This window comes from Asticcacaulis sp. (assembly GCA_024707255.1).
In the GTDB taxonomy this organism is placed as follows: domain Bacteria; phylum Pseudomonadota; class Alphaproteobacteria; order Caulobacterales; family Caulobacteraceae; genus Asticcacaulis.
On the sequence record JANQAC010000002.1, the window covers coordinates 1,819,010 to 1,843,771 of the forward strand.

Sequence of the window (24,762 nt, forward strand, 5' to 3'; positions counted from 1 at the left end):
ATCTTTTAAAATCAGGCGGCTGTGCGCGTAAGCCCATCGCCGCCGCTTTCAGCCGCGCGATGCCACCGGCGTCCCTTGCTGTCGCGGTCAAGACGCTCATAGAGATAGATCAGGTCTTCACGCGGCGCAAACGGCACCTGGGTCAGGAAGCGTTCGATCAGGCGCTCCTGCATCCGGACCGGATCGAGATGACCGGCTTCGGCCTGGAGCGTATGAAAGGTCTCGACCGCCATGCGGAAGGTCTGGAACATCCGGGCCGGCAGACCGGCGCGATCATAGATGGCGCGCAGGCCCAGCGCACCGGCGTCATGCACCATCAGCCAGGTACGCTCATGCGGCACGCCCGAAAGCTCGGCCAGGGCGTGCTCAAAGAAACCAATATGCCCCCGCGCCAGCGCCCGAAGCATCAGCGACGGCGTCAGGCGTCCGGAGATCATCAGGTGATGCGCCAGTCCCTGCGGATCAAAACTGGCGCCGGCCTGGTCGGCCATATCGACCGTGGCGCGCTCCTGGGTGGCGTTGACGATTTCAACAGCCGTTTCCGGCGAAATGGCATGTTGCGAGATCAGTTGCTCGCGCAAGGCCGCGCTGACGACATTGACGAGGCGTTCGCTGATGGAAACCGGCAGTGTCTTGCGATTGACCAGGACGCTGTGCAGCACTTCCGACGTGCTGAAGCGGTCCATGACCCGGTTCATGCCGCCTTCGGAAAAGCGGGCATTGTCATTGGCGCAGGCGATCACCACGGCTTCCTCGACGCCGTTATCGGCCAGGGACAGGGTAACAACCTCTGACAGCGCCTCACGCTTGGCAATGGCGACCTGCCGCACCGGTCCGCCCGAACGAATGATGTCGGCCAGGTCTTCATCGGTAAAAAGAGGTGAATGGGTCAGGACCGGTACCGAGACCGTGATTACATCCTGGGCCAGCTTCAGGGCGACATCGTGCGGCAAAAGCTCGGACGTGCGCAGGGTGACGGCCAGGGCGCGGCGCACCAGTTCGGCGGCGTCCTGGGCCAGCATTCGGATAATTTCCTGCGCCGCCCGGCGGTCGCCTTCCGACAAATCGCCGCGCTCCATGGCCCGGCAGATCTTGTGCGTGGCAACGGCGCGATCATCGGCATTTTCGCTGCGGACCAGACGCTGGATATCCAAGTCGGACAGGCTGGCGCGCTGAGTGAGAATATTACCGGCGGTCATGATGGCGAATCCTTGCGAAAGGCTTGAAAATACAGTGTCGCGCCGGAATCCTAATGAAACCTTTATCGGCACGGTTGCCGCCCTGTTTACCATGATAAATAAGGCGAAAAGCCCACTCCGGCATCGCCCCTCCGTTTCCGGCAAGGGAATCAAACGCGCTCCGCCTTTCGCAAAACCACATCAAAAATTTATATCACGCTTTCAAAGGTAACCGGACGGCAACAAACACCTGTTACTCTCAGCCGCATGAACGCCTTCACCCCTGACCTGTCTCGCAAGCCGGCGCCGCTTCCGCGCGGCGCCTCACGCGATTCCATCGTGCTTGATTACGGCCTGATCGCGCAATGGCGGCTGGCGCCCTACGCGCTCGGCTTCTTCGGCATGGGGCTGCCGCTTTTCCTCTGGACGACCCAGGTGGCCCTGCCCGTGTGGCTGACCGGCCTCTTCATGCTCCTGTTCATCATCAACTGGACCGTCTTCATGATGATGAAAAGCCAGGCGGCCCGCCGCATGACACCTGTACCCGTGCCCGACGCAGCTATCCGCCGCGGCCTGATCCGTGAACGCCTGTGGCGGCAGTGGCTGGCGGGCGGACTATGGACCCTGACGCTTCTCGCCATATCGCTCAGCATCGGCGCCGGCCCCCATACGGCCACCCTGCTTCTGCTATGCGCCGGCGCGGCGGTCGGCATCATCTTTTTCAGCGCGCCAGTGCTGATTTTCCTGCTGACCCTGGGGCCGCTCGCGGCGGCCGGGCCGGTTTTTGCCCTGTACCATCTCGATTCCTCCGGCACACTGGCACAACCTATGATAGGCGGCATGGCCCTGGCCCTGGCCATGGCCTTTATCCTCAACCGCCACATGCAGGAACATTACCTACTGGAGAACGCCCAGCTCGATGCCGCGCTCGAACGCGAAGCGGCCCGCGCGGATACCGAAGCCCTCAATGAAGCCGGGGTGGCCCTGATGGAAACCCTGTCACGCGAAGTGCAGAGCGGCCTGAAGGGCGTCGAGCAGAACCTGCTGCAGGGACTTACCCACCTGACGCGGGCGCCGGCGCCGCGCCAGTATGTCGATGCCGCCCTCGCCGAAATTACCCATCTGCAAACCATACTCGTCACCACGCTGGATAATGACACCGCCGCCGCCGGCCAGATCGAGATTGACCTGCAACCGCTGGATATCGAATTGCTCGTAGAGCGCCTGATGGCGCAGTTCGCCGATCTGGCCCGCGCCAGGGGCCTGGTTTTCACCTGCAATATGCAGGGCCTGCCAGCGGAGGGGGCTGTCCGTGGCGATGAGCATCGCGTCGAACAGATCCTGGCGCATCTGCTGAGCAACGCCCTGCTCTATACCCAGCAGGGCCGGGTCGAACTGAAACTGATCCACCTGCCCGAAGGCTATCTGCGCATCGAGGTGGTCGATTCCGGTCCGGGGCTCAGCGAGGAAGAACTGGCCCTGGCTTTCGCGCCGCACAGCCGTATCCTGCGAACCTCCTCCGGTCATTCGGGCGCCGGCCTGGGCCTCAGCCTGTCGCGTTCCTTGAGCGAACTCATGGGCGGTCGCACCGGCGCGGAAAGCACGCTGGATGTGGGCTCGAAATTCTGGCTCGACCTGCCTTTCGACCGGCACGCCAAGGCGCCGCCGCGCCCGGTTGAGTCCGAGACGGAAGAAACCGCGCCCGACCATTCCCTGCGTATTCTGCTGATTGCCAATGACAGCCTGCGCGCGGCACAACTCCGCGATGTGCTGGAGCATCAGGGCCACAAATGCCTGACCTCGACCACGCGCGAGCGCGCCCTGACCCTGGCCCGGAAAGCGCCGGTCGATGCCTGCCTGATCAGCACCGGCCCTTTCGAGGCGCTGGAAGACGCCGCCAACCGCGAAAAGCTGGCGACCTGGCTTGAAAATTTGCGTGCCACGCAAGCCAACACCCATCTCAATATCATCGCCCTGCTGCCGGACGGCCTGCAGGCCGAAGCCCTGAACGCACTGGGCGTCCGCGCCCTGCTGATGCCGCTCAACCGGGAAGCCCTGGTCCGCGCGCTTGCCTAAACCTGGCCCCTGAACCGTTACCAGACCTGGACGCGCTTCTCCGGCGGCAGGTACATTTTATCGCCTGGCTTGACATCGAACGCCGCATACCAGGCATCGAGATTGCGCACCGTATCGCCGCGATATTCATCCGGCGCATGGCCGTCGGTCAGGATCTGCTGTTTTAAAGCCGCTTCACGGTCCTTGGCGCGCCAGCTTTGGGCGAAGGCGAGGAAGAAGCGCTGGTCGCCGGTCATGCCGTCCTTGACCACATCGGACTTGCCGCCGAGTGACAGCAGATAGGCGTCATGCGCCGCCGAAAGCCCCGCCACGTCGGCGATATTTTCGCTCAGAACCTGCTTGCCGTTCAGGCAGACGCCCTCGAACGGACAATAGGCGTCATATTGCGTGGCCAAGGCCGCGCCGGCAGCCTGGAAATGCGCCAGGTCATCCGGCGTCCACCAGTTGGCCAGGCGCCCCTGCGCATCGAACATAGCGCCCTGATCGTCGAAACTGTGACTGATCTCATGGCCGATAGTGGCGCCGATTGCGCCGAAATTATAGGCCGCATCGGCCTGCGGATCGAAATAAGGCGCCTGCAGGATCGCCGCCGGGAAATTCAGCGCATTCATCATCGGCAGGTTGACAGCATTGACTGTCTGCGGCGTCATCACCCATGTCCCGCGGTCCGGCGCCTTGCCGAGCTTGGCGAGGTTCAGTTGGTAATTGAACATCTCAGCCCGCTTCATATTGCCGACCGGATCGCTGCGATCGACCTTTAACGCCGAGTAATCGGTCCACTTGTCGGGATAGCCAACGCCTACCTTCAAGGTCGCCAGCTTGGCCAGCGCCTTCTGCCGCGTTTCCGGCGACATCCAGGTGATGTTCTCGATGCGCCTATGATAGGCGGTCAATTCCTGGTCGACCATGGCCTTGATTTTCGCCTTGGCTTCCGGTGGGAAATAGCGTTCGACATACATCTGGCCGACGACCTCGCCCAGCGCGCCATTGGTGGCGCTGATCGCCCGCTTCCAGCGGTCACGCGGCTTTGGCGTGCCGGTCATGGCCGTGCCGAAGAAGGCGAAATAGTCGGCATAATAGGCTTTGGGCAGCACAGCGGTATAGTGTTCGATGGTCCGGAAGGTCAGGTAGTCCTTCCAGACGGACAGCGGCTGGCTCCTGACTAATACCGCCATGCCGGTGACCGCCGAGGGCTGCCAGACAATGAAGTCCTGTTGCCCTTCGAGCCCTGCCGCCTTGAAATAGGCCGTCCAGTCCATGCCCGGCGCCTTGGCAGCGAAATCGGCCTGTTTCCACGGATTGTTCGCCTTGTGGACGTCGATCAGATCGACCCGCGTGGTGTGGCTTTTGGCGATTGCCGTTTCCAGCACCATGATCTGCGCCGCCTTCGCCTCGGCATTCGTAATGCCGGCGCGCGTCAGGGTCGAGACAATATGCGCCTGATATTGCTTGCGCAGACCGGCCATTTCGGCCGAGTCTTCCAGATAATAGTCGCGGTCAGGCATCCCCAGCCCGCCCTGCATCAGGTAGGGCATATTGTGGTCAGGGTCTTCGAAGCCCTGCTGCACCCACATGCCCAATACATGATCCGTGTACATATCGGTGGCATTCAGCGCATCGACATCGGCGCGAAGCTGGCTGCCGAGATAGGTCGACAGCGAGGCCGTGTCGTGGATGGCGGCGATGGCGTCGAAATCGGCCTGTATAGGTGCAAGCCCTTTGGCTTCGATGCCGTCTTCGTCCATGAAGGCGGCATAGTAATCGCCCACCTTGCGCTGGCCTTCGCTGGCTGTTGATGCAGCAGCGGCATTCTGGATCAGGGCCTTGACCTCGTCATTGGTCTTTTCGACCAGAACCGCGCCGGGTCCATAAGACGATTTGTCGGCCGGGATTTCGGTCGCCGCGATCCATGCGCCATTGGCATATTTATAAAAGTCATCACCGGGTTTGACCGAGCTGTCGATCCCCTTGAGGTCAACCGTGTGATCCTGCGCCAGGGCGCCGCCACACAGCCAAACCGTCACCATCGCCGTCCCGAATACCAGACGAAGCTTTTTCATGACCATCTCCCACCAGGATTGCTGTTCTGTATTGTCTCATATGTGACGAACTGTTTCGCCATAAAGTCAAATTACAAAACGGCAATCCTTCGCGGCAGGCCTAACCTAGTCCAAAAGCATCGCCAAAGCCGCCGGCACTGCCGCCGGGTTTGCCGTCGCCATCACCTTCCTCGTCGGGACCGAAGGCCGACATCAGTTGCGTGGCGAACAACATACTCTGCTGGCCATCGCTGCCGCCAAAGACCATGTTCATGATCGCTTGGTCGGCCTTGACCTTGTCCCAGCGGGCGGCGAGCAGGGTATTGCCGGCGGTGCTGTCCTCGATCGGGTCCAGCGGGCGGACGGTTACGGTCGATGAGCCGCCGGTGCGCGTCAGGTTGGCGACCACGTCCGTGACATTGAGGGCGTGACCGTTCCTGTAGAAGATGCTGCGATTGGCCCGCGCCGCCGCCGGGAACAGATTGGCGGCAATGGCATTGGGGCGGCTCTGGCTGGCGTTGATCAGGCTGGCCGCGCCATCTGGCCCCAGGAAGTGCGCGGCATAGAGTTCACCCCGGGTCGGGTCGCGGCCAATGCGCCCCTTGAGATAGGCGGCATGGCCCGCCGTCAGTTCCGCCCCCATGACCGCGCTGGCATTGGCGTCATAACGCAGGCCCAGCACCTGCTTGCGGGCCGCCGGGTTACTGACGTGATAGAGGCCGTCCCGCCCCTTGCTGATCTGGTCGGCATAGGCGCCGTAGCCATGCTTGGCGCCGTGGTTTTTGACGACGCCCAGCCAGGTCTGTTCGATGAACTGAAACAGACCCGCCGCTGACGAGGTCGGCGCCTTGGCATTGGGGTTCAGCGAGCTTTCCCGCGTTGCCGTCTTGACCAGGTAATTGAAATCCACGCCCGTGGCGTCGGCCGCGCGTTGCAGGGCCCCCATGACGCCGGTGCCGGCCTGGCGCGCCGTATTGCTGACGCCACGGCTCATCTGGTCAGCCATCTGGCTCAATATATTCGGGTCAACCGTTTGCGGAATATAGCTACGCATCAACACACCCATTGCGGACCGGCAGATTTTGCCGCCCGCGTGGTTAATATGCGTTTAACGTGTGTTAATTTTCCGGATTGCGGAAGCGTTCCGGCCTGTAGATGCCGCCATTCGGGCTTTCCCGGCCCTCGACCAGGGCCAGAATGATCTTCGCTGCCAGAGGTGCGAAGACATAGCCGTTCCGCCGCATCCCCGTGGCGACCAGCACACCAGAGGCCGGGTCACGGCCGATCAGCGGCCAGCCATCCAGTGTGGAGGCGCGAATGCCGGTACGCGGCACGGCTTTTTCCAGTTCGAGGTCGGGAAACAGGATCTTGGCACGGCCTTTGAGATCAGCGACCACGGCCGGCTCGATATCGAGATCGGACTGCCCGACCTGCATGGTGGCGCCAAACCGGGCGCCGTCGGCGCGTGTCGCCAGATAGCCCGCCGCCGCCCGCAGCACGACCGGCGGACGGCTGGCCGGCAGATCGAGCAGGTGCCCCTTAATGGGAGACAGATGGGATACGCCCAGCTTTTGGCTGTAATAACCGGCGGCAATGACGACCTCGTCCGCCTCCACCCGGCCGATATGAGCGACATGGACAAACCCGGCCTCTGCGCGCTCGACCATTCCCCGCACCATAACGCCGTCAAGTGCCCGGAAGTGATCCTCAAACGCTTGCAGCAGGGTCATGGCCGATACATTGCCGTCGCCGGACACACGTATAGCCGACAGTTCCGGCTGGATGCCAAGACCATGGCGCAGATCATCGGAAACCGGGGCCAGTTCAGCCCCCGTATGATGCAGGCTTTCGGGCACCTCCCCTGCCCCGCCCGGCCAGACGAAATAGCTATGGCCTTCAAGCACTTCCGGCCACAAATAGCGCAGGCTCTCCGGCCACAATGGCATCAGATCTTGCCAAGTCATTTGCGCCGCCTTCAGCCTGTGAAAACTGAAGGCCGGATCGGGCTCGTTCATCGCTTCCATGGCCGGGGCTATCATGCCCGCCGCAACGCCCGAAGCCGTATCTTCCGGGGCATCACGGGCAATCAGAGTCACCTTGTGACCACTCGCCTGTAAGGCAACCGCAATGGTCAGGCCGGTAATGCCGGCGCCAACAACAATGACTGATCGGGGAACGGATTGCGTCATAAGGACGACCTACGCGATTCCGCCCGCGGAAGCCATGCGGCAATCTGACATTTCAGGGAAATCCGGCCTATGCCGTAAAAGAACGCGCCGGAAAACGCGCCCAAAAAAAACGTTATGGTACCGCCTGCAGGTTTCGAACCGGCTACCTCCAGAGCCACAATCTGGCGCTCTACCAAGTGAGCTAAGGCGGCACGCTAACGCGAGGGGCCATCCTCTAATATGGCCCGGCCCCTCAATCAAGCCCTTATATGCGTTTTATACAAGATTCAGATCAGGGCCGCACGTCCCTACTTATATCCCTTGGCCGCGATATAGTCCTGCAGGTCCTTGATGCGCGTCTTGTCAGAGGGGTGAGTCGACAGGAATTCCGGCGGTGCGCCCGAATTCTGCGCCATCATGTTCTGCCAGACCTCGATGGCGGCGCTCGGCCGGTAGCCAGCCTTGGCCATCAGATCGACGCCGATACGGTCGGCTTCGGATTCATGCTTGCGGGAATATGGCAGCAGGATGCCCAATTGGGCGCCCAGTCCGCCATAGCTCGAAATGACTTTCTGCACATTACCCTTGGTGGCCCCCGTCGCCACCTGAAGCGCGCCTTGCGCCGCCATCTGCTGCGAGGCGCGTTCTGCCGCGTGCTTGCCGAGAACGTGCGCCGTTTCGTGGCCGATCACTGCCGCCAGTTGGTCGTCCGTCTTCACCACCTTGAACAGGCCGGTATTGATGCCAACCTTCTTGCCGGGGATGACGAAGGCATTGGGCTGAGGATCATCGAACAGCACATATTCCCAGCCGGTTGCGCCCAACCCGGATGCAGCAGCAATGCGCGCCCCGACCATCTGGATGCGTTTGTTGAGCACCGGATCTTTTGAAATTTTCGCTGTCTTGAGCTGCTCCTGCCAAGCTGCCAGCGCGCTTTGCTCCAGGGCCGCGTCATCGACCAGCAGGAATTGCGACCGCCCAAGTGTCTGATTGGTTTCGCAGCCTGTCAGTGCGCCGCCCCCTAAAAGCGCCAGCCCCAGCATAGACAGTTTCAGATAACGCCTCATAGTATCTCCCTCAGATGTCATGTCACCAGTGTCACTTTTGACCACCCTAGCCTGTGGCGGATAAAAAGAACATGCGTTTGCACATGAAAAAGCGCCCCGAACAGATGTCCGGGGCGCCTTTATGGACTTCACACCTTAGTTCAGTTGCCACTTCACGGTGGTACGCAGAACGGACCCGATCTTTACGTCACCCTGGCTGGTATCGACCCGTCCTTTATCCTGGACCATCCGGACCGTGGCCGGCCCGAAGCCGTAGTTTCCGGGGCTTTCAGACAAGGCCGTGCAGTGAACGCGGCCTGCCTTGTCGAGAACCGTGCATTCGACCGTGGCCGTCCCTTCGACTTCATTATCCGCCGCGCGCGATGGATAATATTGCCCCAGGGCGTTTGCATCCGGGAACCGCGTCCAGCGCGCCTTTACATAGGTGTTGGCAGGGGCTGACGAAGACGAGTCGCCCGGCTGTGGGGCTGATGACCGGCGGCGCCTTTGCGCCATCATCAGGCTTGACATTCACCTGCGGATCTATGGGGACGGTCGGGACCGTCGGCGGCGCTTCGGCAACAGGCGTATGCGCCACTATAACGTTTTTAGGCGCCGGTGCCGGATCAGGCGGCGGTGGCGGCAAGGGCGGCTTGTAGAATTCCAGAACCGTTGATGGCGGATCGGGCGGGTTTTCGACTATAGCCGTCGTGAAGGTCTGGTTGAAGAAGTAATACAACAAGGCCAGATGCAGAAGAACAGCAAACAACATACCCCAGTAGAAGGACGGCGGCAGTCTTTTTGACCTTGGGGTATCAAATATAGGCGAGTGAAAGCTGTGAACAGCCTCTGTCATGATATATCTCCTCCATGATTACAAAACCACGCAGAAGGGATTACAGCCCGCCCGGCAAAAGCACATCACCGATACATTGCTGTACGCATCTGCATCAACGAGTATATTGCATTTACTTTTCTTGCTCTGGTAAAAGAGTACTCCCGTTTCAAATTTGACGCAAGCGTCAATAGGACGTCAGCCCGACAGATCAGGCACAAAAAAGCGCCCCGAACATAAGCTCAGGGCGCTTCTTTTAAGTTTGGCTATGATCAGCCCGGCAAGGTCCACTTATAGGTGAACTTCCGCCGGTCACCATCACGCAACTGGCCGCCAACCGACGATGGGTCAACCCGTGCATAGCGGATGAACGCCTTAACCGTGGCTGCGGCAAAGCCGTAACCCTTCGGGCTTTCGTTGATCACGTCACAGGAGGTGACGCGGCCCGATGCATTGATGGCGCAGTCGATCGTGACCGTGCCTTCAACTTCGTCGTTCAGCGCGCGGTCCGGATACAGATCGGCAAGAACGTCACCGCTCGGATAGCTCCACTTACCGGCCACATAGTGAGGCCCTGGCGGGGTCACGGGCGGCGGCGTGCCGGTGTTCATCTGCTGCGGCGGCTCTTTGTACTCCTGGTGCTTTTCCTGCGGAACAGGCGGCACCGGAATCGGAGGCGGCGGCGTCACACTTGGCACCGGCGGCGTTTCACGCGGCTGAACCACGGGAGGGGGCGGCGCCTTAGGCGGCGGAGGCGGAGGCGGAGGCGGCGGCGGCGGCGGAGGCGGTGCGACCAGGTCGACATTCACCTTCTCATCCGTAAACTTTTCCGCCTTCAGCTCAAACTTCGCCTGGAGGAAGTAGTACGCGACACCTAAGTGCAGCGCGGCGGCGACGCCAAGACCGACCCAGAGAGAGGCCGAAGACTTCTTCTCTGGCGGATCAAGAATCGGGTCCCGTTTCCTATGGGGTGTTTCTTCCATAAATTAAGACCCTCTTACTTTGCGTCGTCTTCACCCTGAAGGGCGACGCTGTAGAAACCATTGTCCTGCAGCTTGTTCATCACCTTCATGAACTCGGCGTAGCGGGTGCCTTTGTCACAACGGATGAAAATACGCTCTTCATCGGGGTTACGTGCACCGATTGCCTTCTTGAGATCATCCCCAAGGGTATCGAGCGACGATAGTTCGTTGCCGACATACACATTGCCGCTTTTTTGCAGCGAGATGTAGACCGGCTTCGGCGGGTTGGCGATCGGCTTGGCGATCGCCGGGGGCAGCTTCACTTCTACCGACACAGTGGCGAGCGGTGCCGCCACCATGAAGATAATAAGCAGAACCAGCATGACGTCGACGAACGGCGTAACGTTGATTTCGCTGTTGGCTTCGACGTGAAACTTCGAGCCGCCACCACCTGATAGCTTGGCTCCCATATCAGTTACGCCCCTTTGTCGAGTTGACGCGACAGGGAATTGATCAGTTCGGAGACGAATTGTTCCGAACGGATGCCGTAGTTGGAGATGGAGGTGTTGAAGATGTTGTACATGACAACGGCCGGGATAGCGGCGATCAGGCCGAGGCCGGTAGCCATAAGGGCTTCAGCGATACCCGGAGCAACGACAGCCAGGTTGGTCGTGTGCGATTGGGCGATCGAGATGAAGGAGTTCATGATGCCGTAAACGGTACCGAACAGACCGATGAAGGGCGAGGTCGAACCGACCGAAGCCGAGGAAGGACAGGCCACCCGACAGGCGCTTGGCCAGACCGGCCTGAACAGCGGCAACCGAAGCCCGGGCGCGGTGCAGAACGCTGTCACGATGTTCGCCCGAGATCGACAGACCGGCTTGCTTCGAGAGCTGGACTTCTTCGGTGGCCACGGCGGCCATGTCGGCCAGCGGGTTACCGGCGAACTCGTCCGAAACCGAGATGCGGTTGATGTCGGCGATCGAACGGGCGCCACGATAGGCTTCGAGGTAGTTCGTGGTGACGCGGTTCAGCGACGAGAAGTCCATCAGCTTCATGATCAGCAGAACCCGAGGAGATCACCGAGCAGATGGCCAGCAGGGTCATGACGAGCTTAACGACAACCGTCGCGCCCATGAACATGGAGACGAAATCGACATTGGCGGCGTGCGGCGCGGCGGCGGTCGACGAGCTGTCTTCCGTCGTGGCTTCGTCGGCGGCCGGAGCGGCAGTGTCCGTCGGGGCGGCGACCGAAGCGGCGGCCGAGGTGGGGGCCGCGGCCGTGGCGGCCATGGCGGGAGCGCTCATCAGCAGGGCGGCAGCGCCAAGCAGAGCAATGAGCGGATTAGATTTCTTGTGTTCGAGCATTTTTCGCCAATTCCTGAATATGGACTTCACCCACCGAAGGGTTGACCAAGGACTAAAGGGGAAGCGTTTACCCCATGTTAAAAACAACAGACGCGCAAAAGACCTCAGGCGCAAGCCTTCGGCCCCAACGAGTCCCCGTGTCCCGACATAGCCCGTACGAAATCTGACGTCCGTATCACGCTGTGCCAGGGCACAAACTCTGCCAGTATGAACCAAAGCGGCTCAAAAGGCGACCTCTTTGTTACAGGCTGTTACACCCGTGACCCAAGCGGTTTGGGCCTAAATGATCCGGCTACGCCTTAAACGTCAAGGTGTCAGTTACAGACTTTTCACGCCACCGTGACCTGAAAAACCCAGCGCTTACCAAACTATGAAGCAAAAGTTCAAACATGTCCGATAGTTAATGTTGCAAAGGGGTCGCAAAAAAAATTTGCCGCATGGTCAAAAAAAATTCGCCTCGGCGGGTGTCCGTTCGCAAAAAACGCCTTTAAGGCGAAAATTATCCGCCGGCTGCAACCCCCGGACACGGGGGCGATATGTTAGCGCTCCCAAAAACGGTGTTATAAGGGATTGTCGACTCGTCCTTTTTGACCCCTCGCCCCACCTGCATAGCTGTCCGCATCGGAAAAAGGTGCGCATTCGAAGCTTTGGCGGCGCGTTAAAGTGGTATTCGGCATTATCAGCCCGCAGAAGGCGGCCGGTTTCATTGTACCGCTCAGACGAATATGCAAGATTTTTGCGCCGATTTCGACAAATCTTCGAGAATGCCGCATCGTTTTCGGAGTTTCCCCGATAGTCTGGCAGACTATCCCCCTCCCTATGGCCTAAGCTATCGCTTACCGCTCCCCCGGACCGATCAAATGCAGACCTCACTTGAAACACGCGCCCTCGCCGCAGGCGCAGGCGGCTACCTCGCCATCGACCTGAGCGTCCTGGCCGCCAACTACCGCCACTTGTCAGCGCGTGCCGGACAGGCCGTTACGGGCGCCGTGGTCAAGGCCGATGCCTACGGATTGGGTGTCTTACAAGTATCTGCAACCCTTTACGCCGAGGGTTGCCGTCATTTTTTCGTCGCCCAGGCGTGCGAAGCCTTTACCCTGAGACCGGGCCTGCCTGCCGATGCTGCACTTTATGTGCTCAATGGCCTGCCGGAAGGCTGCGAGACGACCTGTGCCGACCAGAACATCATTCCGGTGCTCAATTCGCCGCACCAGATCGCACGTTGGACCGCTCTGGCGAAAACGCGCGGGGAGCGCCTGCCCGCCGTGGTGCAATTCGATACCGGCATGGCGCGGCTGGGCCTATCAAAGGAAGAGGCCCGCGCCCTGGCCGCAGCACCGGAAGCCCTGGCGGCACTGGATATACGCTTTATCATGAGCCATCTGGCCTGCGCCGACACGCCGGAAAATGCCGCCAATGCCGCTCAACTGACCCATATGCATGAAATTAGCACGCTTTTCCCCGGCCTGCCGGTCAGCTTTGCCAATTCCGGCGGCCTGTTTCTGGGTGATGGCTTCCTGCAACACCTGACGCGCCCAGGCATTGCGCTATACGGCGGTGCGCCTAATGATGCCGGTCCCAACCCGATGCAGGCTGTGGTCAGCCTGCATGTCGCGGTGATACAGCCCCGTACCGTACCCGCCGGCACACAGATCGGTTATGGCGGCGCCTATACCGCTGCGCGCGACATGCGATTGGCGACCCTTGGCGCCGGTTATGCCGACGGCCTGCCGCGATCCTTAAGCCCGCGCGGCGCGGCCTGGCATGGTAATACCCGCCTGCCGATTGTCGGGCGGATATCGATGGACAGTCTGATGGTCGATATCACCGACCTGCCGCCCGGCGCATTGGCCGAGGGCGATTTCGTCGAACTGATCGGCCCGCATCAGTCGATCGACGCTATTGCCGCCGATGCCGGCACCATTTCCTATGAAATCCTGACGGCGCTGGGCCGTCGTTTCTACCGCGAATATCGGGGTTAGACATGAAAATTATCATCCTCGGCGCCGGCGTGATCGGCGTCACCACCGCCTGGTATCTGGCCAAGGCCGGCCATGAGGTCACGGTGCTCGACCGCCAATCCGGCGCCGCCCTCGAAACCAGCTTTGCCAATGCCGGCGAGGTCTCGCCCGGCTATTCCTCGCCCTGGGCGGCCCCCGGCATCCCGCAAAAGGCGCTGAAGTGGCTCTTCATGGAACATGCCCCTCTGATCGTGCGCCCGACCATAGATCCAGCCACGGTACGCTGGATGCTCTCCATGCTGCGAAACTGCACGAAGGCCCGCTATGCGCGCAACAAGGGCCGCATGGTGCGGGTGGCCGAATATTCGCGCGATTGCCTGATCGCCTTGCGGGCGGAAACCGGCATCCAATATGACCAGCGCACGCAAGGCACACTGGAGGTCTTTCGCAGTCAGAAACAACTCGACAATATCGGCAAGGATGTTGAGGTGCTGAAGGCCGGCGGCGTGCCGTTCGAGATACTTGACGCGGCCGGCTGCGCCCGTGCCGAGCCCGGCATCGACGCCAGCCGGATTGTCGGCGGCCTGCGCCTGCCCAATGACGAGACCGGCGACTGCCACAAGTTCACCACCGCCCTCGCCGCCCTCGCTGAGGCCGCCGGCGTGCGCTTTATATATAATGTCGATATTCGCGGCCTGAGGCATGACGGCCGGCAGGTCACCGCCGTGGAGACCGGCCAGGGCGAATATACGGCCGATGTCTTTATCGGCGCGCTGGGCAGCTATACGCCGAAACTGGTAAAACCGCTGTGTCTCAACCTGCCGGTCTACCCGGTCAAGGGCTATTCGATCACCGTACCGATCATCAACGAGGGCCGCGCTCCCGTTTCGACCGTGATGGACGAAACTTACAAGGTGGCCATCACCCGCCTGGGGGACCGTATACGTATCGGCGGCATGGCCGAGATTGCCCGATTCAACCTGGACCTGCCGCCGGCCCGCCAGGCCACCCTCACCCATTCCGTCGAGGATCTGTTCACCGGCGCCGGCGATCAGTCACAGGCGAAATTCTGGTGCGGCCTGCGCCCGATGACGCCCGACGGCACGCCGGTGATTGGCCGCACGCGCTATGACAATTTCTGGCTCAATACCGGCCACGGCACGCTCGGCTGGACCATGTCCTGCGGCTCGGCACGCGTGCTGGCCGATATGATCAGCGGCGCGAAGCCGGAGATCGAAACCGGCGATCTATCGATAGATCGTTATTAATCCGGATGAGCGACCACCAGCAGCATGGTCGCCACCGACTTGCCGGGGTTTGAAATGGCATGGGGCACATCCACGGCATAGCGGGCCGTTTCCCCCTGACGCAGCTTCGTCTCTTCGGCACCCGCCCGCACGACAGCAGAACCGGACAGGACGGACAAATGCTCACGCGCGCCCGGTTCATGCGCCTCCGAGGTCAGTGAGCCGCCCGGCTGGATGATCAGTTCATACCATTCGAACTTACCAGCCAGTTCGATTGGTCCCAGTATGCGCAGCTCGCTCTGACCATCCGGATTGATCAGCGAGGGCGTGGCATGGGCCGCCACTACCGAAATGAGCGGCGCGGTCCGTTCGGGCCGACCGCTGGCCAGAAAGTCGGTGATCGAAACCCCCAGAGCATTGGACAGCCGCCACAGCACGGCCACGGTCGGATTGGTGGTATTGCGCTCGATCTGGGACAGCATCGACTTGGATACCCCTGCCCGCTTCGACAGCTCATCAAGCGACAGTTTCTGTCCCTGGCGCAAGGTCTGCAATGTGGCGCCGATGGCGGGCGGACCTTCAATGGCGACGTTGGCGATAACCGGACTGGACATTGGTATTGTTCTTTTTCAAATTATCCGCTATAGCGGATTTTAGATCGATATATTGCACATCGTTCGATTTAACGGCCACCCTAGCCCAAAGAGGTTTTCATGTCGAGCCAGTCGCCTAACCGCACGGACGCCTTTTATGAAGATGTAAAAGCCGCGCTCGCCACCACACGGCAGGAAGGGCTCTTCAAGTCCGAGCGCGTGATCGCCACGCCCCAGGGCGCGCTGGTACGCCTGGCTGATGGTCAACAGTTGATCAATATGTGCGCCAACAATTATCTCGGCCTGTCCTCGCATCCGGCAGTCATCGCGGCCGCCCACAGGGCGCTGGATGAACGTGGTTTCGGCCTGAGTTCCGTGCGCTTCATCTGCGGCACCCAGGACCGTCATAAGGAACTTGAGCAACGGCTGGCTCGCTTTCTCGGCACCGAAGACTCCATCCTTTATGGTTCGGCGTTCGACGCCAATGGCGGCCTGTTTGAAACCCTGCTGACCGAGGCCGACGCCGTGATCAGCGATGAACTGAACCACGCATCAATCATTGACGGCATCCGCCTGTCAAAGGCCCGGCGTTACCGTTACAAAAATAATGACATGGCCGATCTGGAGCGCTGTCTCCAGGAGGCGGACGCCGCCGCGCGCGCCACAAACTGGTCTTCACCGATGGCGTCTTCTCGATGGACGGCATCATCGCGCGACTGGATGAGATTCGCGCCCTGTGCGATCGTTACGGCGCTCTGCTCGGCGTCGATGACAGCCATGCGTCGGGGTTTATCGGCGCGCGCGGGCGCGGCACCCATGAACTGCGCGGCATCTTCGGCAAGGTCGATATCATTACCGGCACGCTGGGCAAGGCGCTTGGCGGCGCATCGGGCGGTTTCACGGCAGGTCGCCGTGAGGTGGTCGAACTGCTGCGCCAGCGCTCGCGCCCCTATCTCTTCTCCAATACGGTCGCGCCCATGATCGTCGGCGCCACCTTGGCCGTGCTTGATCTGCTGGAGCACGACACCACCCTGCGTGACCGGCTGGAACAGAATGCGGCGCGCTTCCGCAAAGGCATGAGCGAACTGGGTTTTGAACTCAAGCCCGGTGAACACCCGATCATCCCGGTCATGACCCACGAGGCGGAAACGGCGCAGAAACTCTCCGCCCGTCTGCTGGAACTCGGCCTCTATGCCGTCGGCTTCTTCTATCCGGTGGTGCCGAAGGATAAGGCGCGCATCCGCGTCCAGATCAGCGCTGCCCATACCGATGAGGAACTGGATCAGGCGCTGGCTGCCTTCGCCACTGCCGGCCGCGAACTGGGGCTGATCCGATGAGCAAAATACTGATTATTGGTGCCAATGGCCAACTTGGCAGTGAACTGGCCATGGCGCTTGCGGAAAAGTATGGCGCGGCCCAGATTATCACCAGCGATATCGCGCCGGCAAAATCGGGGCATCTCAAGCATGAAATCCTTGACGCAACCGATGCGAACGCCCTGCGCCGCGTCGTGACCGAAAACGCCATTACCCAGGTCTATCACCTCGCCGCCGCCCTTTCTGCCACGGGGGAAAAGAAACCCCTGTGGGCCTGGAACCTGAATATGAGCAGTCTGCTCAATGTGCTTGAACTGGCGAAGGAATTTAACTTCCGCCTCTTCTGGCCCAGTTCCATCGCCGTCTTCGGATCGACGACGCCAGCCGACCACACGCCCCAGAAGACCATTATCGAACCGGAAACCGTCTACGGCATCTCCAAGCAGGCCGGCGAAGGCTGGTGCCGCTGGTATCATGAAACCCATGGCGTCGATGTGCGCAGCCTGCGCTATCCCGGCCTGATTTCTTACAAGACCCCTCCCGGCGGCGGCACCACCGATTACGCCATCGATATCTTCAGGGCGGCGGTGGCGGGCGAGCCCTACACCTGTTTCCTCAATGCTGATGAAACCCTGCCAATGATGTATATGGCCGACGCCGTGCGCGCCACCATCGAACTGATGGAAGCGCCCGCTGAATCCATCATCGAGCACGGCAGTTACAATATTGCCGGGATCAGCTTCTCACCGGCCGAGATCGCCGCCGAGATCGCCCGCCAATCCCCCGGATTCCACATTGAGTACGCGCCCGATTACCGCCAGGCCATCGCCGCCGCCTGGCCCGACTCGCTCGATGATAGCCAAGCCAGGCAGGACTGGGGCTGGCGCGCCGCATATGGCCTGCCTCAGCTTGTCAGCGGAATGCTGGACGGCATGAAACAGCAAATGCCTGTCAGCAATCCCGCGCGCGCCGCCAACGGATAGACCACTTTATACGCAGGTAAATAGATTTAAATTTTCAATTCCTTACGACATCAATCGCACATCGTACTTGAGCTCAAACCCGCGTATACCGGCTACGGTTTCAGCTACCGCCATCAGCAGGTCGTTATAGGTCCGCGAGTCGAATGACTTGTCGGCACAGGCTTCCTTCTGGACCTCCAGCGCCGCCTTTTTTCGAACAAAAGGTCGGCCAGGGCGGCATCCATCGCCAGTTCATCCGGCGTCACGCCCCCGGACGCCGCCAGCCGCGAAGCCGCCAGAGCTTCCGTGATGTCTTCAAGTCGTGTCAGGCGGTCATGCATCGGGCTGTCTCCCTGACACACGATGTGCAGATAAGATTAAAGGCCAGGTTAAAAATACCGCGCCGGATCATACGGCGCTCACAATCTGCGCCGGAAAAACATATGGTTCCCTGATGCGCAGTTTGCGACGCTGCCGGCAAGGAGCCAGCGCATGATTACCGCAGATGAAACCCAGATCACCCGTGCCCAGATGGCCGCTCTTCTCGTCGCTTTCAGGCTTGAGGATCACCCTGACGATATCCCGCTCGATATCATCGAATTGATCGCCCTGCGGATGCGGCGTCGTGAGGATATCGACGTATTCGAGCTGGGGATTTTCGTCCGCGCCAACCTGATCAGCTTCGAGCAAGGCGTCTTGTCCTTTCCCGATATTCATACCCGTTTCATGGCCGCCGCCCTCGCTGCGCCTCTGGGGCCCGCCGAATTCGCGGAAACCCTGCATATCGGCACGCGCGGCTGCCGGCTTTAACTCAGGCGATAGAGCCCCGCTCCGTGAGACGGAATACGGGCCGTGAAACGCCCGCTGACCTTATCCAGGTCGGTACGTGCCCACAGATCGCGCACCTTCGCGCTTTTGAGTCCCAATATGCCCAGATCGAAGCTCAGTTCGGCATCATCGGATGTGGTATTGAACAGCGCCAGGTAATAATCGCCATTTTCGGCCCGTGCCGTCCAGACGCGCCGGCCATCGGCCAGGAAATGCGGCTGGTTATCGTGGCTTGACTGGTTGACGGCAATCACCTCGTCATTGGTCAGAAGATCGAGCGTCGGCTGATCGAGGTGACGCAGATCGCCGCCCATGATCAGCGGCGAACGCGCAATCGACCACAGGGTCATCAGGGTCTTCTGCTCCGCCGGGGTGAACTTGGTGTCGCGGTTGCCAAGCGCCAGCCGCCCCAATGGCAGCATGTCGGCATCCGGCCAGCCGCCGATCGTGCGGTGTTCGTTCCAGTTTTCCAGCCGGGTAAACTGCGCCTCAAGCAGCGGCCACTCGTCCCAGAAATCATCGCTGATCCGCCACATCTGGGCGTATTTCCGCACATGAGCGGCACGCGGCACCGGCGTTTCGCCCGGCGACAGGCTTAGGATGATCGGCCGGCCGGTTTTGATGATGGCCGCGTGCGCCGCCTCGATTTCCAGCGCGTGGGCATCGTAAGGCCGACTCATATCGTCCATCTTGACGAAATCGACACCCCATGAGGCATAGAGCGCGAATACGCTGTCATAATAGGCTTGCGCGCCCGGCTTCGTCATATCAACGCCGTACATGTCCGGATTCCATGGGCAGATGCTATCAATATTGGCAATATCCTGCGCATGGAATTTGGTGCCGAATACCGGCAGGTTCTGCTCGACCGCCAGGCGCGGGATACCCCGCATCAGATGAATGCCGAATTGCAGGCCCATAGCATGAACCTGGTCGGCAACAGGCTTGAAGCCCTTTCCATCCGCCGCCGAGGGAAAACGGTTCGGCGCCGGCAGCAGGCGGCCATAGCCGTCCATTGTCGGGACCGGCTTGGCGGCATAGGTATAGCTGGTGGCGCCGGGCTCGTACCACTGGATATCGATGGTGAAGACCGTGTAGCCGTGTGCCTTCAGCTTGTCGGCCATGATTTGTGCTGTTTCCAGCGCCTGGGCCTCGTTGATGGTAGTGGCGAAGCTATTCCAGCTATTCCAGCCCATCGGCGGTCGAGGCGCCAGTGCCGCCCCTGGCGCGGCTTGGGACGCCGTGGCAGACGCCAAAAAAGGCAAGGCGCCCGCGCCTGTGATCAGGCCGGACATCAGGCTGCGGCGGCTGGTGGTCAGTTTCATGGTCTCGCTCCCGTTTATTGTCTGAGTAATAACAGCCTGATTGTAAAAATCCACCCCAAAACGATTTATGGACATTTTATACAGCCTACGGGGTATCGGCATAATAACCTTACGGGCAGGCGCGTAGAGTATTGTCAGGTGTCATTAAAAAATGACAAAAAATCAAAGCGTTGACCTTTCTGGTCCGCAGTTTTCGCAAATACCCAGGAGATATCCATGGCCACGACCGGATCTTCCCAGACATCCCAGGACAAAGGTGCCAGCAAGATCAAAAAAGGCGCCGCGGCACGTATTCAGCGCGACAACGATATGGACAATGAGCGAAATCGCGCCACGCACCAGGAAAGTCGGGACCGGGACGAGCACAGGCACTTTCATGCGGCGGATACGCAGGATATCGAGCGTTCGCAATCTTCGGCTCGCGCCCAAAAACGCGAAAAGGGCTGGGAAGACCGGGATGGCGGCCGCGAGAACTGGCGGGGCGAAACCGCAGATGACCGCAGCTATTCCCACTCCGACTACTCGCACTATAACGATGATAGCCGCGCCTATCAGTCCTTCAGCCGTTCCGGGGGCAATCGCTCGGCCGGCAGTCGCTATGTCCAGAAGGGGAAATGGCGCCAATCGCCGCCCGGACGATGGTTATGGCGATCCGATGAACGAGGTCGACCGCCGCTATCTCAGTCATGAACGCGGCTATTCCGGCGCCCGACCAGACGACCAGCGCTGGCGTGAAGATGACCGGGGCCACTATGACGGCAACCGCGCCGAACGCGATCGGGATGACCTGAACGACCGGCAGAATGGCTGGCAGGCTAATGTCCGTGTCGACAACCGGGATGACGAACGCCGCCATCCTGACGACCGCCGGTTCCAGAACAACTGGCGTGACCGGCAGTGGCGCGAAACCGCCTATCGCAGCGGTGCGCATGAGTGGCGACCCAATGATGACTGGCGCAACGAACAGCGCAACGGCAGTGAATATGACCGTGACCGCGGTTCCTACGGCAATTCCCGTTTCCGTGACGATGATTACGGTTATCGCGCCTCACGTCAGGACGAACGCGATTACGGGCACGAGGACGACCGCAGCGATCCGCGCCAGCCACGCGGCTACAGCGCCACTTCGGAGCGCGATTTCGAGGACCGCAATCCGTCGCGTGAATGGGAACGCAATCCATCTCATACCGGCCGGGGGCGACGTAGCTGAACCGACGGATTTTCGTCAGTCAACCACAGGAGGAAAAGATGCATGTCAAGGATATCATGAGTACCGATTTTCATATCGCCAGCCCGCAGACCACCCTGCGGCAGGCAGCGGAAATGATGCGCGATGGCGATTTTGGCTACCTGCCGATCGGCGACGGCATCAAGCTGAAGGGCGCGGTGACGGACCGCGATATTGTCATTCGCGCCGTGGCGGCAGGCATGGGACCGGACACGCACCTGAGCGATGTCATGTCTGAAACCATTGTCTACTGTTTCGAGGATGACGACCTGCGCGAAGCCGCCGATGTGATGAAGCGCGAGCAGATTCGGCGCCTGGCTGTGCTTAATGACAGCAAGCGCCTGGTCGGCGTCATTACGCTGGGCGATATCGCCCGCGCCGATGAGCAAAGACTGGCCGGTGAGATCGAGCTTCAGGTGGCCCAGATTTAAACCATTAGATCGCTGATAAAGCCGGCCAGGAAAAAGGCCGTATAGGCGCCGAAGGCTGCCAGCCCGAGCAATGATAGTCCCAGACCGATCCAGGCCACGGCATCCATTTCGGCGTGAGCCGTCTCCGTGTGGGCATGATGACGATCATTATTGATCTGCATATTCGCCTCCTCTAAATGGAGCAAGCATAGTCTTTTCGGCGTAATGTTGCAGTTGTGAACGTTACCCCCGAATATAAATCCCGGATAAGCCGAAAAGCGCCGACGGCCGTTGACTTTTGACGTGAAAAGCCGCCACCCTCGCCCTTCCAGATGCAAAGCGAGGGAACGCAGTTATGGCAAAGGTTACCGGTCTGTCGGGCAATGAAATCTACTGCATGGCACTCAAGGGTTATTCGGCTGGCGAGCTTGTGGTGGGCAACAGTGTCAATTCCATGGGCTTCCTGGGTTCGCTGGGCGCCGGGCTGAACAATATCCTGGGCGGTGAAATCCCGCAGGTCACCCAAGCCATCCAGGACGGCCGGATGCACGCCTTCGCCCGCATGGCCAAGGAGGCGCAAAACCATGGCGCCTCCGGTGTGGCCGGCGTTTCCGGCGACCTGCGCGCCTTTTCCGGCAATACCGAATTTCTGTTTGTCGGCTCCTGCGTTTTTTCAAAAAATGGTGGCGGAGAATTTTTCACCACGGCCGGCAATGCCCAGGAACTCTGGTGCCATATGGATGCCGGCTACCGGCCGATCCAGCACGTCTTCGGCAATATCGCCTATTCGATGGGGATTGGCGGCGGCTTCATCGGCGCGCTCAAGCAACTGGGCCGCGGGGAGATTTCGGAATATTCAGACGTCTTTAACAAGACCCGCCACAAGGCGCTCGACCGCATCACCGCCGCCGCGAAGGCCGATGGCGCCAATGCGGTGCTTGGCATCCGCACCACCATTCTGCCGTGGATGGGCACGCATGAAATGGTCATGACCGGCACGGCGGCGCATCATCCGGGCCTCGACAGTGGCCATGTAGTCACCTCTGACCTGACCGGCGAGGAGTTATGGTCGATGGCGTCGCTTGGCTACGCACCGATGAAACTGCTGATGTCGACCTCGATCTATTCGCTGGGCCTGGTCGGCGGCATCTTCTCGGCACTTAAATCCTTCGCCAAGCGGGAGATCAGCGAACTGACCTCGCTGGTGCATGACGCCCGCGAACACGCGCTCGATCGCCTGAAGGCCGAGGCCGATTCCATCGGCGCCGAGGAAGTGGTGGGGGTGAAGACCTATATCATCGAAATCGGCCAGGGCCTGATCGAATTCATGGCCATCGGCACGGCCGTGCGCAAGGCCTCCGGCATGGGGACCGCCACGCAGATGATGCCGGCCCAGGCCATCGTCCATGACAAGGACACCTGGATGGATTCGGATATGGGCATGTCATTGATGCGGCCGGCGGACAGCCAGGGGGCGTAATGCAAAATCTGCCTGAAGGATGGTTACTCGTCACTGATGAAGGGCCTCATCTTGTCGCTGAATTAAGGCGGGAAATGATGGCAAAGCACGCCCTCTACCGCGACTCCGTTGAAGCAGTCGCGCGGAAAAATGGCCACGACGACACCCTATTCAGGCTTTCCGGCGATAGATACGCCCAAGTTCATCTTACTTACCAGGTGGAGACTACGCCCCAATGGCCCATGACAACAATCTTTGATACCTATCAGAACTGGCTGGATGACTTAGCGGCAAACGAAACGAAATGAATAGAGCCGCTTAAGACTAACTGTAAACGATGTCCCTGCTCGAAAATATCGCTGCCTGCACGGTCTGCGCCCCTTCTCTGCCGCTGGGGCCGAGGCCGGTGGTACAGGCCGCCGATCCGCGCGCGAAAATCCTGATCATCGGCCAGGCGCCGGGGCTCAAGGTGCATCTGACCGGCATCCCTTTCAATGACGCGTCCGGCAAACGCCTGCGCGACTGGCTGGGTGTGACGCCGGAACAGTTCTACGATCCGTCAAAAATCGCCATCATGCCGATGGGCTTCTGCTATCCTGGCCGAGGAAAAGGCGGTGACAATCCCCCTCGCCCGGAATGCCCGCCACTGTGGCATGAGCGCGTGCGTGCCGCCCTGCCCGATATTAAACTGACCCTGCTGATTGGTGCATACGCGCAGGCCCATTACCTCGGCACTCGCCGCAAGGCCACACTGGGAGACACCGTCCGTGCCTGGCGGGACTATATCGATGACGGCTACCTGCCCCTCGTCCATCCCTCCCCTCGCAACGGAATATGGCTTAGGCGAAATCCGTGGTTCGAGACGGAGATCGTGCCTTACCTGCGATCCGCCATAGTGACAGCGCTGACATAATTTACGCGACCTCGGGTCCGGCTTTGTGGTAATAAGGGCGAAATAAAGACCACATCCATGTTTGACCGTACACAGCGTTACCTGTTCGAGGACTTTGTCAGGGATACCCAGGCCGCCCAGACGGGCGAGGCCCTTTTTGCGCATCTGCAACGCTGCGTCGGCCAATATGGCTACGATCAGATGATTTTTTCGATCGCTCACGATCCGCTGATGCCAAAATCTCATCAGCGGCCGAGCCTTTTCAACACCTATCCGGAGGACTGGCAAAAGACCTACCTGGAAAAGGACTATGCCCGTCTCGATCCGGTGCTCCACGCCGCTCTTACGCACACATCCGGCTTCACCTGGGAAAAGCTGGAGGCCACCTCCAGCTATACTGCGGCCCAGACCCGGTTCATGAACGAAGCCGTCGATGCCGGCCTCAATAATGGCATAGCCGTGCCGATGAGGGCGCTGAAGGCCATTGGGGGTGTCGGGCTGGCGGCGACCACGCCCCACGACGGCGCCTATGCCCATCTCGACCTGATCAATGCCCTGTGTACGCAGTTTTACCTGTCCTACCGACGGCTTTACGCTCGCCCGGCGCCAATCGTAAGCCTGTCTCCCAGGGAAACGGAAGTTCTCACCTGGATCGCCGCCGGGAAAACGGATGAAGAGATCGCCGTCATCCTGGGTATCAGCCGCAATACAGTCGATACCCACCTGCGCAGTATCTTCCGCAAGCTCGATGCCACCAACCGGGTCTCAGCCGTGGTGACCGGATTGACACAGGGTCACATCTGCCCGTAGTGCGCCGGCGAATTTGCGCGCTCCGATCGCAACTCCATGTTAAAAACTGAGCGATTGGT

The 24,762-nt window shown here is 60.3% G+C and carries 24 protein-coding genes, 1 tRNA gene and 2 pseudogenes; 14 read left to right on the plus strand and 13 right to left on the minus strand.

The window, feature by feature from the left end; translation table 11 throughout:
• Positions 1-11 precede the first annotated feature (11 nt).
• Complete coding sequence (locus NVV72_20120) at positions 12-1,184, minus strand: DUF2336 domain-containing protein (GenBank protein ID MCR6661509.1); 1,173 nt, start codon at positions 1,182-1,184, stop codon at positions 12-14.
• A gap of 261 nt (positions 1,185-1,445) precedes the next feature.
• Here NVV72_20120 and NVV72_20125 point away from each other — a divergent pair, with 261 nt between their 5' ends.
• Positions 1,446-3,254: an ATP-binding protein gene (locus NVV72_20125; protein ID MCR6661510.1), complete on the plus strand. Its 1,809-nt coding sequence runs from the start codon at positions 1,446-1,448 to the stop codon at positions 3,252-3,254.
• Between the two features lie 17 nt (positions 3,255-3,271).
• Here the strand turns inward: NVV72_20125 and NVV72_20130 are convergent, their stop codons facing one another.
• From NVV72_20130 to NVV72_20170, 9 genes and pseudogenes are all read right to left on the minus strand, one after another.
• On the minus strand, positions 3,272-5,314 hold the full coding sequence (locus tag NVV72_20130) for a M13 family metallopeptidase (GenBank protein MCR6661511.1): 2,043 nt from the start codon (positions 5,312-5,314) through the stop codon (positions 3,272-3,274).
• Between the two features lie 100 nt (positions 5,315-5,414).
• Positions 5,415-6,287 (minus strand): transglycosylase SLT domain-containing protein, encoded by an 873-nt coding sequence (locus NVV72_20135; protein MCR6661512.1) that lies wholly within the window; start codon positions 6,285-6,287, stop codon positions 5,415-5,417.
• A 124-nt stretch (positions 6,288-6,411) separates the two neighbouring features.
• A complete protein-coding gene (locus NVV72_20140) occupies positions 6,412-7,482 on the minus strand; it encodes an FAD-binding oxidoreductase (protein MCR6661513.1) in 1,071 nt (356 codons plus the stop codon).
• Positions 7,483-7,597: 115 nt separating this feature from the next.
• A tRNA-His gene (locus tag NVV72_20145) sits at positions 7,598-7,673 on the minus strand.
• A gap of 96 nt (positions 7,674-7,769) precedes the next feature.
• Complete coding sequence (locus NVV72_20150) at positions 7,770-8,528, minus strand: M48 family metallopeptidase (GenBank protein MCR6661514.1); 759 nt, start codon at positions 8,526-8,528, stop codon at positions 7,770-7,772.
• Between the two features lie 135 nt (positions 8,529-8,663).
• Complete coding sequence (locus NVV72_20155) at positions 8,664-9,038, minus strand: energy transducer TonB (protein ID MCR6661515.1); 375 nt, start codon at positions 9,036-9,038, stop codon at positions 8,664-8,666.
• Between the two features lie 576 nt (positions 9,039-9,614).
• A complete protein-coding gene (locus NVV72_20160) occupies positions 9,615-10,325 on the minus strand; it encodes an energy transducer TonB (GenBank protein MCR6661516.1) in 711 nt (236 codons plus the stop codon).
• A gap of 14 nt (positions 10,326-10,339) precedes the next feature.
• Positions 10,340-10,774, minus strand: coding sequence for a biopolymer transporter ExbD (locus tag NVV72_20165; GenBank protein ID MCR6661517.1), 435 nt, complete (start codon positions 10,772-10,774; stop codon positions 10,340-10,342).
• A gap of 5 nt (positions 10,775-10,779) precedes the next feature.
• A pseudogene (locus NVV72_20170) lies at positions 10,780-11,672 on the minus strand (MotA/TolQ/ExbB proton channel family protein).
• 860 nt (positions 11,673-12,532) lie between these two features.
• Between NVV72_20170 and alr the strand changes: the two are divergent.
• Positions 12,533-13,654: an alanine racemase gene (gene alr / locus NVV72_20175; GenBank protein MCR6661518.1), complete on the plus strand. Its 1,122-nt coding sequence runs from the start codon at positions 12,533-12,535 to the stop codon at positions 13,652-13,654.
• Between the two features lie 2 nt (positions 13,655-13,656).
• Positions 13,657-14,901, plus strand: a complete 1,245-nt coding sequence (locus tag NVV72_20180; GenBank protein ID MCR6661519.1) for a D-amino acid dehydrogenase — start codon at positions 13,657-13,659, stop codon at positions 14,899-14,901.
• Here the strand turns inward: NVV72_20180 and NVV72_20185 are convergent.
• Positions 14,898-15,494 (minus strand): XRE family transcriptional regulator, encoded by a 597-nt coding sequence (locus NVV72_20185; protein MCR6661520.1) that lies wholly within the window; start codon positions 15,492-15,494, stop codon positions 14,898-14,900. The two genes, NVV72_20180 and NVV72_20185, sit on opposite strands and share 4 nt — an antisense overlap.
• A 258-nt stretch (positions 15,495-15,752) precedes the next feature.
• On the opposite strand from NVV72_20185, the pseudogene NVV72_20190 reads away from it, so the two are divergent.
• The 4 genes and pseudogenes from NVV72_20190 to NVV72_20205 all read left to right on the plus strand — a co-directional run bounded on the left by NVV72_20190 (position 15,753) and on the right by NVV72_20205 (position 18,561).
• A pseudogene (locus tag NVV72_20190) lies at positions 15,753-16,067 on the plus strand (aminotransferase class I/II-fold pyridoxal phosphate-dependent enzyme).
• A 101-nt stretch (positions 16,068-16,168) separates the two neighbouring features.
• On the plus strand, positions 16,169-16,810 hold the full coding sequence (locus NVV72_20195; protein ID MCR6661521.1) for an aminotransferase class I/II-fold pyridoxal phosphate-dependent enzyme: 642 nt from the start codon (positions 16,169-16,171) through the stop codon (positions 16,808-16,810).
• Positions 16,807-17,772, plus strand: coding sequence for an NAD-dependent epimerase/dehydratase family protein (locus NVV72_20200; GenBank protein MCR6661522.1), 966 nt, complete (start codon positions 16,807-16,809; stop codon positions 17,770-17,772). The genes NVV72_20195 and NVV72_20200 overlap by 4 nt, the downstream gene beginning before the upstream one ends.
• Positions 17,773-18,243: 471 nt before the next feature.
• The gene (locus tag NVV72_20205) at positions 18,244-18,561 is read left to right on the plus strand and encodes a hypothetical protein (protein ID MCR6661523.1); all 318 of its coding nucleotides are present in this window, start codon (positions 18,244-18,246) and stop codon (positions 18,559-18,561) included.
• Here NVV72_20205 and NVV72_20210 read toward each other — a convergent pair.
• Complete coding sequence (locus NVV72_20210; GenBank protein MCR6661524.1) at positions 18,558-19,904, minus strand: glycoside hydrolase family 27 protein; 1,347 nt, start codon at positions 19,902-19,904, stop codon at positions 18,558-18,560. The genes NVV72_20205 and NVV72_20210 overlap by 4 nt on opposite strands.
• Before the next feature lie 216 nt (positions 19,905-20,120).
• Between NVV72_20210 and NVV72_20215 the strand changes: the two genes are divergently transcribed.
• From NVV72_20215 to NVV72_20225, 3 genes are read left to right on the plus strand one after another with little or no spacing between them, the layout of a single operon-like run.
• The gene (locus tag NVV72_20215) at positions 20,121-20,594 is read left to right on the plus strand and encodes a hypothetical protein (protein MCR6661525.1); all 474 of its coding nucleotides are present in this window, start codon (positions 20,121-20,123) and stop codon (positions 20,592-20,594) included.
• A complete protein-coding gene (locus NVV72_20220; protein MCR6661526.1) occupies positions 20,503-21,114 on the plus strand; it encodes a hypothetical protein in 612 nt (203 codons plus the stop codon). Before NVV72_20215 ends, NVV72_20220 begins: the two co-directional genes overlap by 92 nt.
• Before the next feature lie 56 nt (positions 21,115-21,170).
• Entirely contained in the window at positions 21,171-21,563 is a 393-nt protein-coding gene (locus NVV72_20225; protein MCR6661527.1) for a CBS domain-containing protein, read from the plus strand.
• Here NVV72_20225 and NVV72_20230 read toward each other — a convergent pair.
• Positions 21,560-21,724: a hypothetical protein gene (locus NVV72_20230; GenBank protein ID MCR6661528.1), complete on the minus strand. Its 165-nt coding sequence runs from the start codon at positions 21,722-21,724 to the stop codon at positions 21,560-21,562. The genes NVV72_20225 and NVV72_20230 overlap by 4 nt on opposite strands.
• A 173-nt stretch (positions 21,725-21,897) precedes the next feature.
• Between NVV72_20230 and NVV72_20235 the strand changes: the two genes are divergently transcribed.
• The 4 genes from NVV72_20235 to NVV72_20250 are packed head-to-tail and all read left to right on the plus strand — an operon-like array spanning position 21,898 to position 24,703.
• On the plus strand, positions 21,898-23,022 hold the full coding sequence (locus NVV72_20235; GenBank protein ID MCR6661529.1) for a heavy metal-binding domain-containing protein: 1,125 nt from the start codon (positions 21,898-21,900) through the stop codon (positions 23,020-23,022).
• Entirely contained in the window at positions 23,022-23,309 is a 288-nt protein-coding gene (locus NVV72_20240) for a hypothetical protein (GenBank protein ID MCR6661530.1), read from the plus strand. Before NVV72_20235 ends, NVV72_20240 begins: the two co-directional genes overlap by 1 nt.
• 29 nt (positions 23,310-23,338) lie before the next feature.
• Positions 23,339-23,914: a uracil-DNA glycosylase family protein gene (locus NVV72_20245; protein ID MCR6661531.1), complete on the plus strand. Its 576-nt coding sequence runs from the start codon at positions 23,339-23,341 to the stop codon at positions 23,912-23,914.
• A 57-nt stretch (positions 23,915-23,971) separates the two neighbouring features.
• Positions 23,972-24,703: a LuxR family transcriptional regulator gene (locus NVV72_20250; GenBank protein ID MCR6661532.1), complete on the plus strand. Its 732-nt coding sequence runs from the start codon at positions 23,972-23,974 to the stop codon at positions 24,701-24,703.
• The last annotated feature ends 59 nt before the right edge of the window (positions 24,704-24,762 follow it).

Coding starts and splice junctions, on each gene's coding strand:
- NVV72_20125 (MCR6661510.1), top strand. CDS start 1,446: ATGAACGCCTTCACCCCTGACCTGTCTCGCAAGCCGGCGCCGCTTCCG.
- NVV72_20130 (MCR6661511.1), bottom strand. CDS start 5,314: ATGAAAAAGCTTCGTCTGGTATTCGGGACGGCGATGGTGACGGTTTGG.
- NVV72_20135 (MCR6661512.1), bottom strand. CDS start 6,287: ATGAGCCGTGGCGTCAGCAATACGGCGCGCCAGGCCGGCACCGGCGTC.
- NVV72_20140 (MCR6661513.1), bottom strand. CDS start 7,482: ATGACGCAATCCGTTCCCCGATCAGTCATTGTTGTTGGCGCCGGCATT.
- NVV72_20150 (MCR6661514.1), bottom strand. CDS start 8,528: ATGAGGCGTTATCTGAAACTGTCTATGCTGGGGCTGGCGCTTTTAGGG.
- NVV72_20155 (MCR6661515.1), bottom strand. CDS start 9,038: ATGTCAAGCCTGATGATGGCGCAAAGGCGCCGCCGGTCATCAGCCCCA.
- NVV72_20160 (MCR6661516.1), bottom strand. CDS start 10,325: ATGGAAGAAACACCCCATAGGAAACGGGACCCGATTCTTGATCCGCCA.
- NVV72_20165 (MCR6661517.1), bottom strand. CDS start 10,774: ATGGGAGCCAAGCTATCAGGTGGTGGCGGCTCGAAGTTTCACGTCGAA.
- alr (MCR6661518.1), top strand. CDS start 12,533: ATGCAGACCTCACTTGAAACACGCGCCCTCGCCGCAGGCGCAGGCGGC.
- NVV72_20180 (MCR6661519.1), top strand. CDS start 13,657: ATGAAAATTATCATCCTCGGCGCCGGCGTGATCGGCGTCACCACCGCC.
- NVV72_20185 (MCR6661520.1), bottom strand. CDS start 15,494: ATGTCCAGTCCGGTTATCGCCAACGTCGCCATTGAAGGTCCGCCCGCC.
- NVV72_20195 (MCR6661521.1), top strand. CDS start 16,169: ATGGACGGCATCATCGCGCGACTGGATGAGATTCGCGCCCTGTGCGAT.
- NVV72_20200 (MCR6661522.1), top strand. CDS start 16,807: ATGAGCAAAATACTGATTATTGGTGCCAATGGCCAACTTGGCAGTGAA.
- NVV72_20205 (MCR6661523.1), top strand. CDS start 18,244: ATGATTACCGCAGATGAAACCCAGATCACCCGTGCCCAGATGGCCGCT.
- NVV72_20210 (MCR6661524.1), bottom strand. CDS start 19,904: ATGAAACTGACCACCAGCCGCCGCAGCCTGATGTCCGGCCTGATCACA.
- NVV72_20215 (MCR6661525.1), top strand. CDS start 20,121: ATGGCCACGACCGGATCTTCCCAGACATCCCAGGACAAAGGTGCCAGC.
- NVV72_20220 (MCR6661526.1), top strand. CDS start 20,503: ATGTCCAGAAGGGGAAATGGCGCCAATCGCCGCCCGGACGATGGTTAT.
- NVV72_20225 (MCR6661527.1), top strand. CDS start 21,171: ATGAGTACCGATTTTCATATCGCCAGCCCGCAGACCACCCTGCGGCAG.
- NVV72_20230 (MCR6661528.1), bottom strand. CDS start 21,724: ATGCAGATCAATAATGATCGTCATCATGCCCACACGGAGACGGCTCAC.
- NVV72_20235 (MCR6661529.1), top strand. CDS start 21,898: ATGGCAAAGGTTACCGGTCTGTCGGGCAATGAAATCTACTGCATGGCA.
- NVV72_20240 (MCR6661530.1), top strand. CDS start 23,022: ATGCAAAATCTGCCTGAAGGATGGTTACTCGTCACTGATGAAGGGCCT.
- NVV72_20245 (MCR6661531.1), top strand. CDS start 23,339: ATGTCCCTGCTCGAAAATATCGCTGCCTGCACGGTCTGCGCCCCTTCT.
- NVV72_20250 (MCR6661532.1), top strand. CDS start 23,972: ATGTTTGACCGTACACAGCGTTACCTGTTCGAGGACTTTGTCAGGGAT.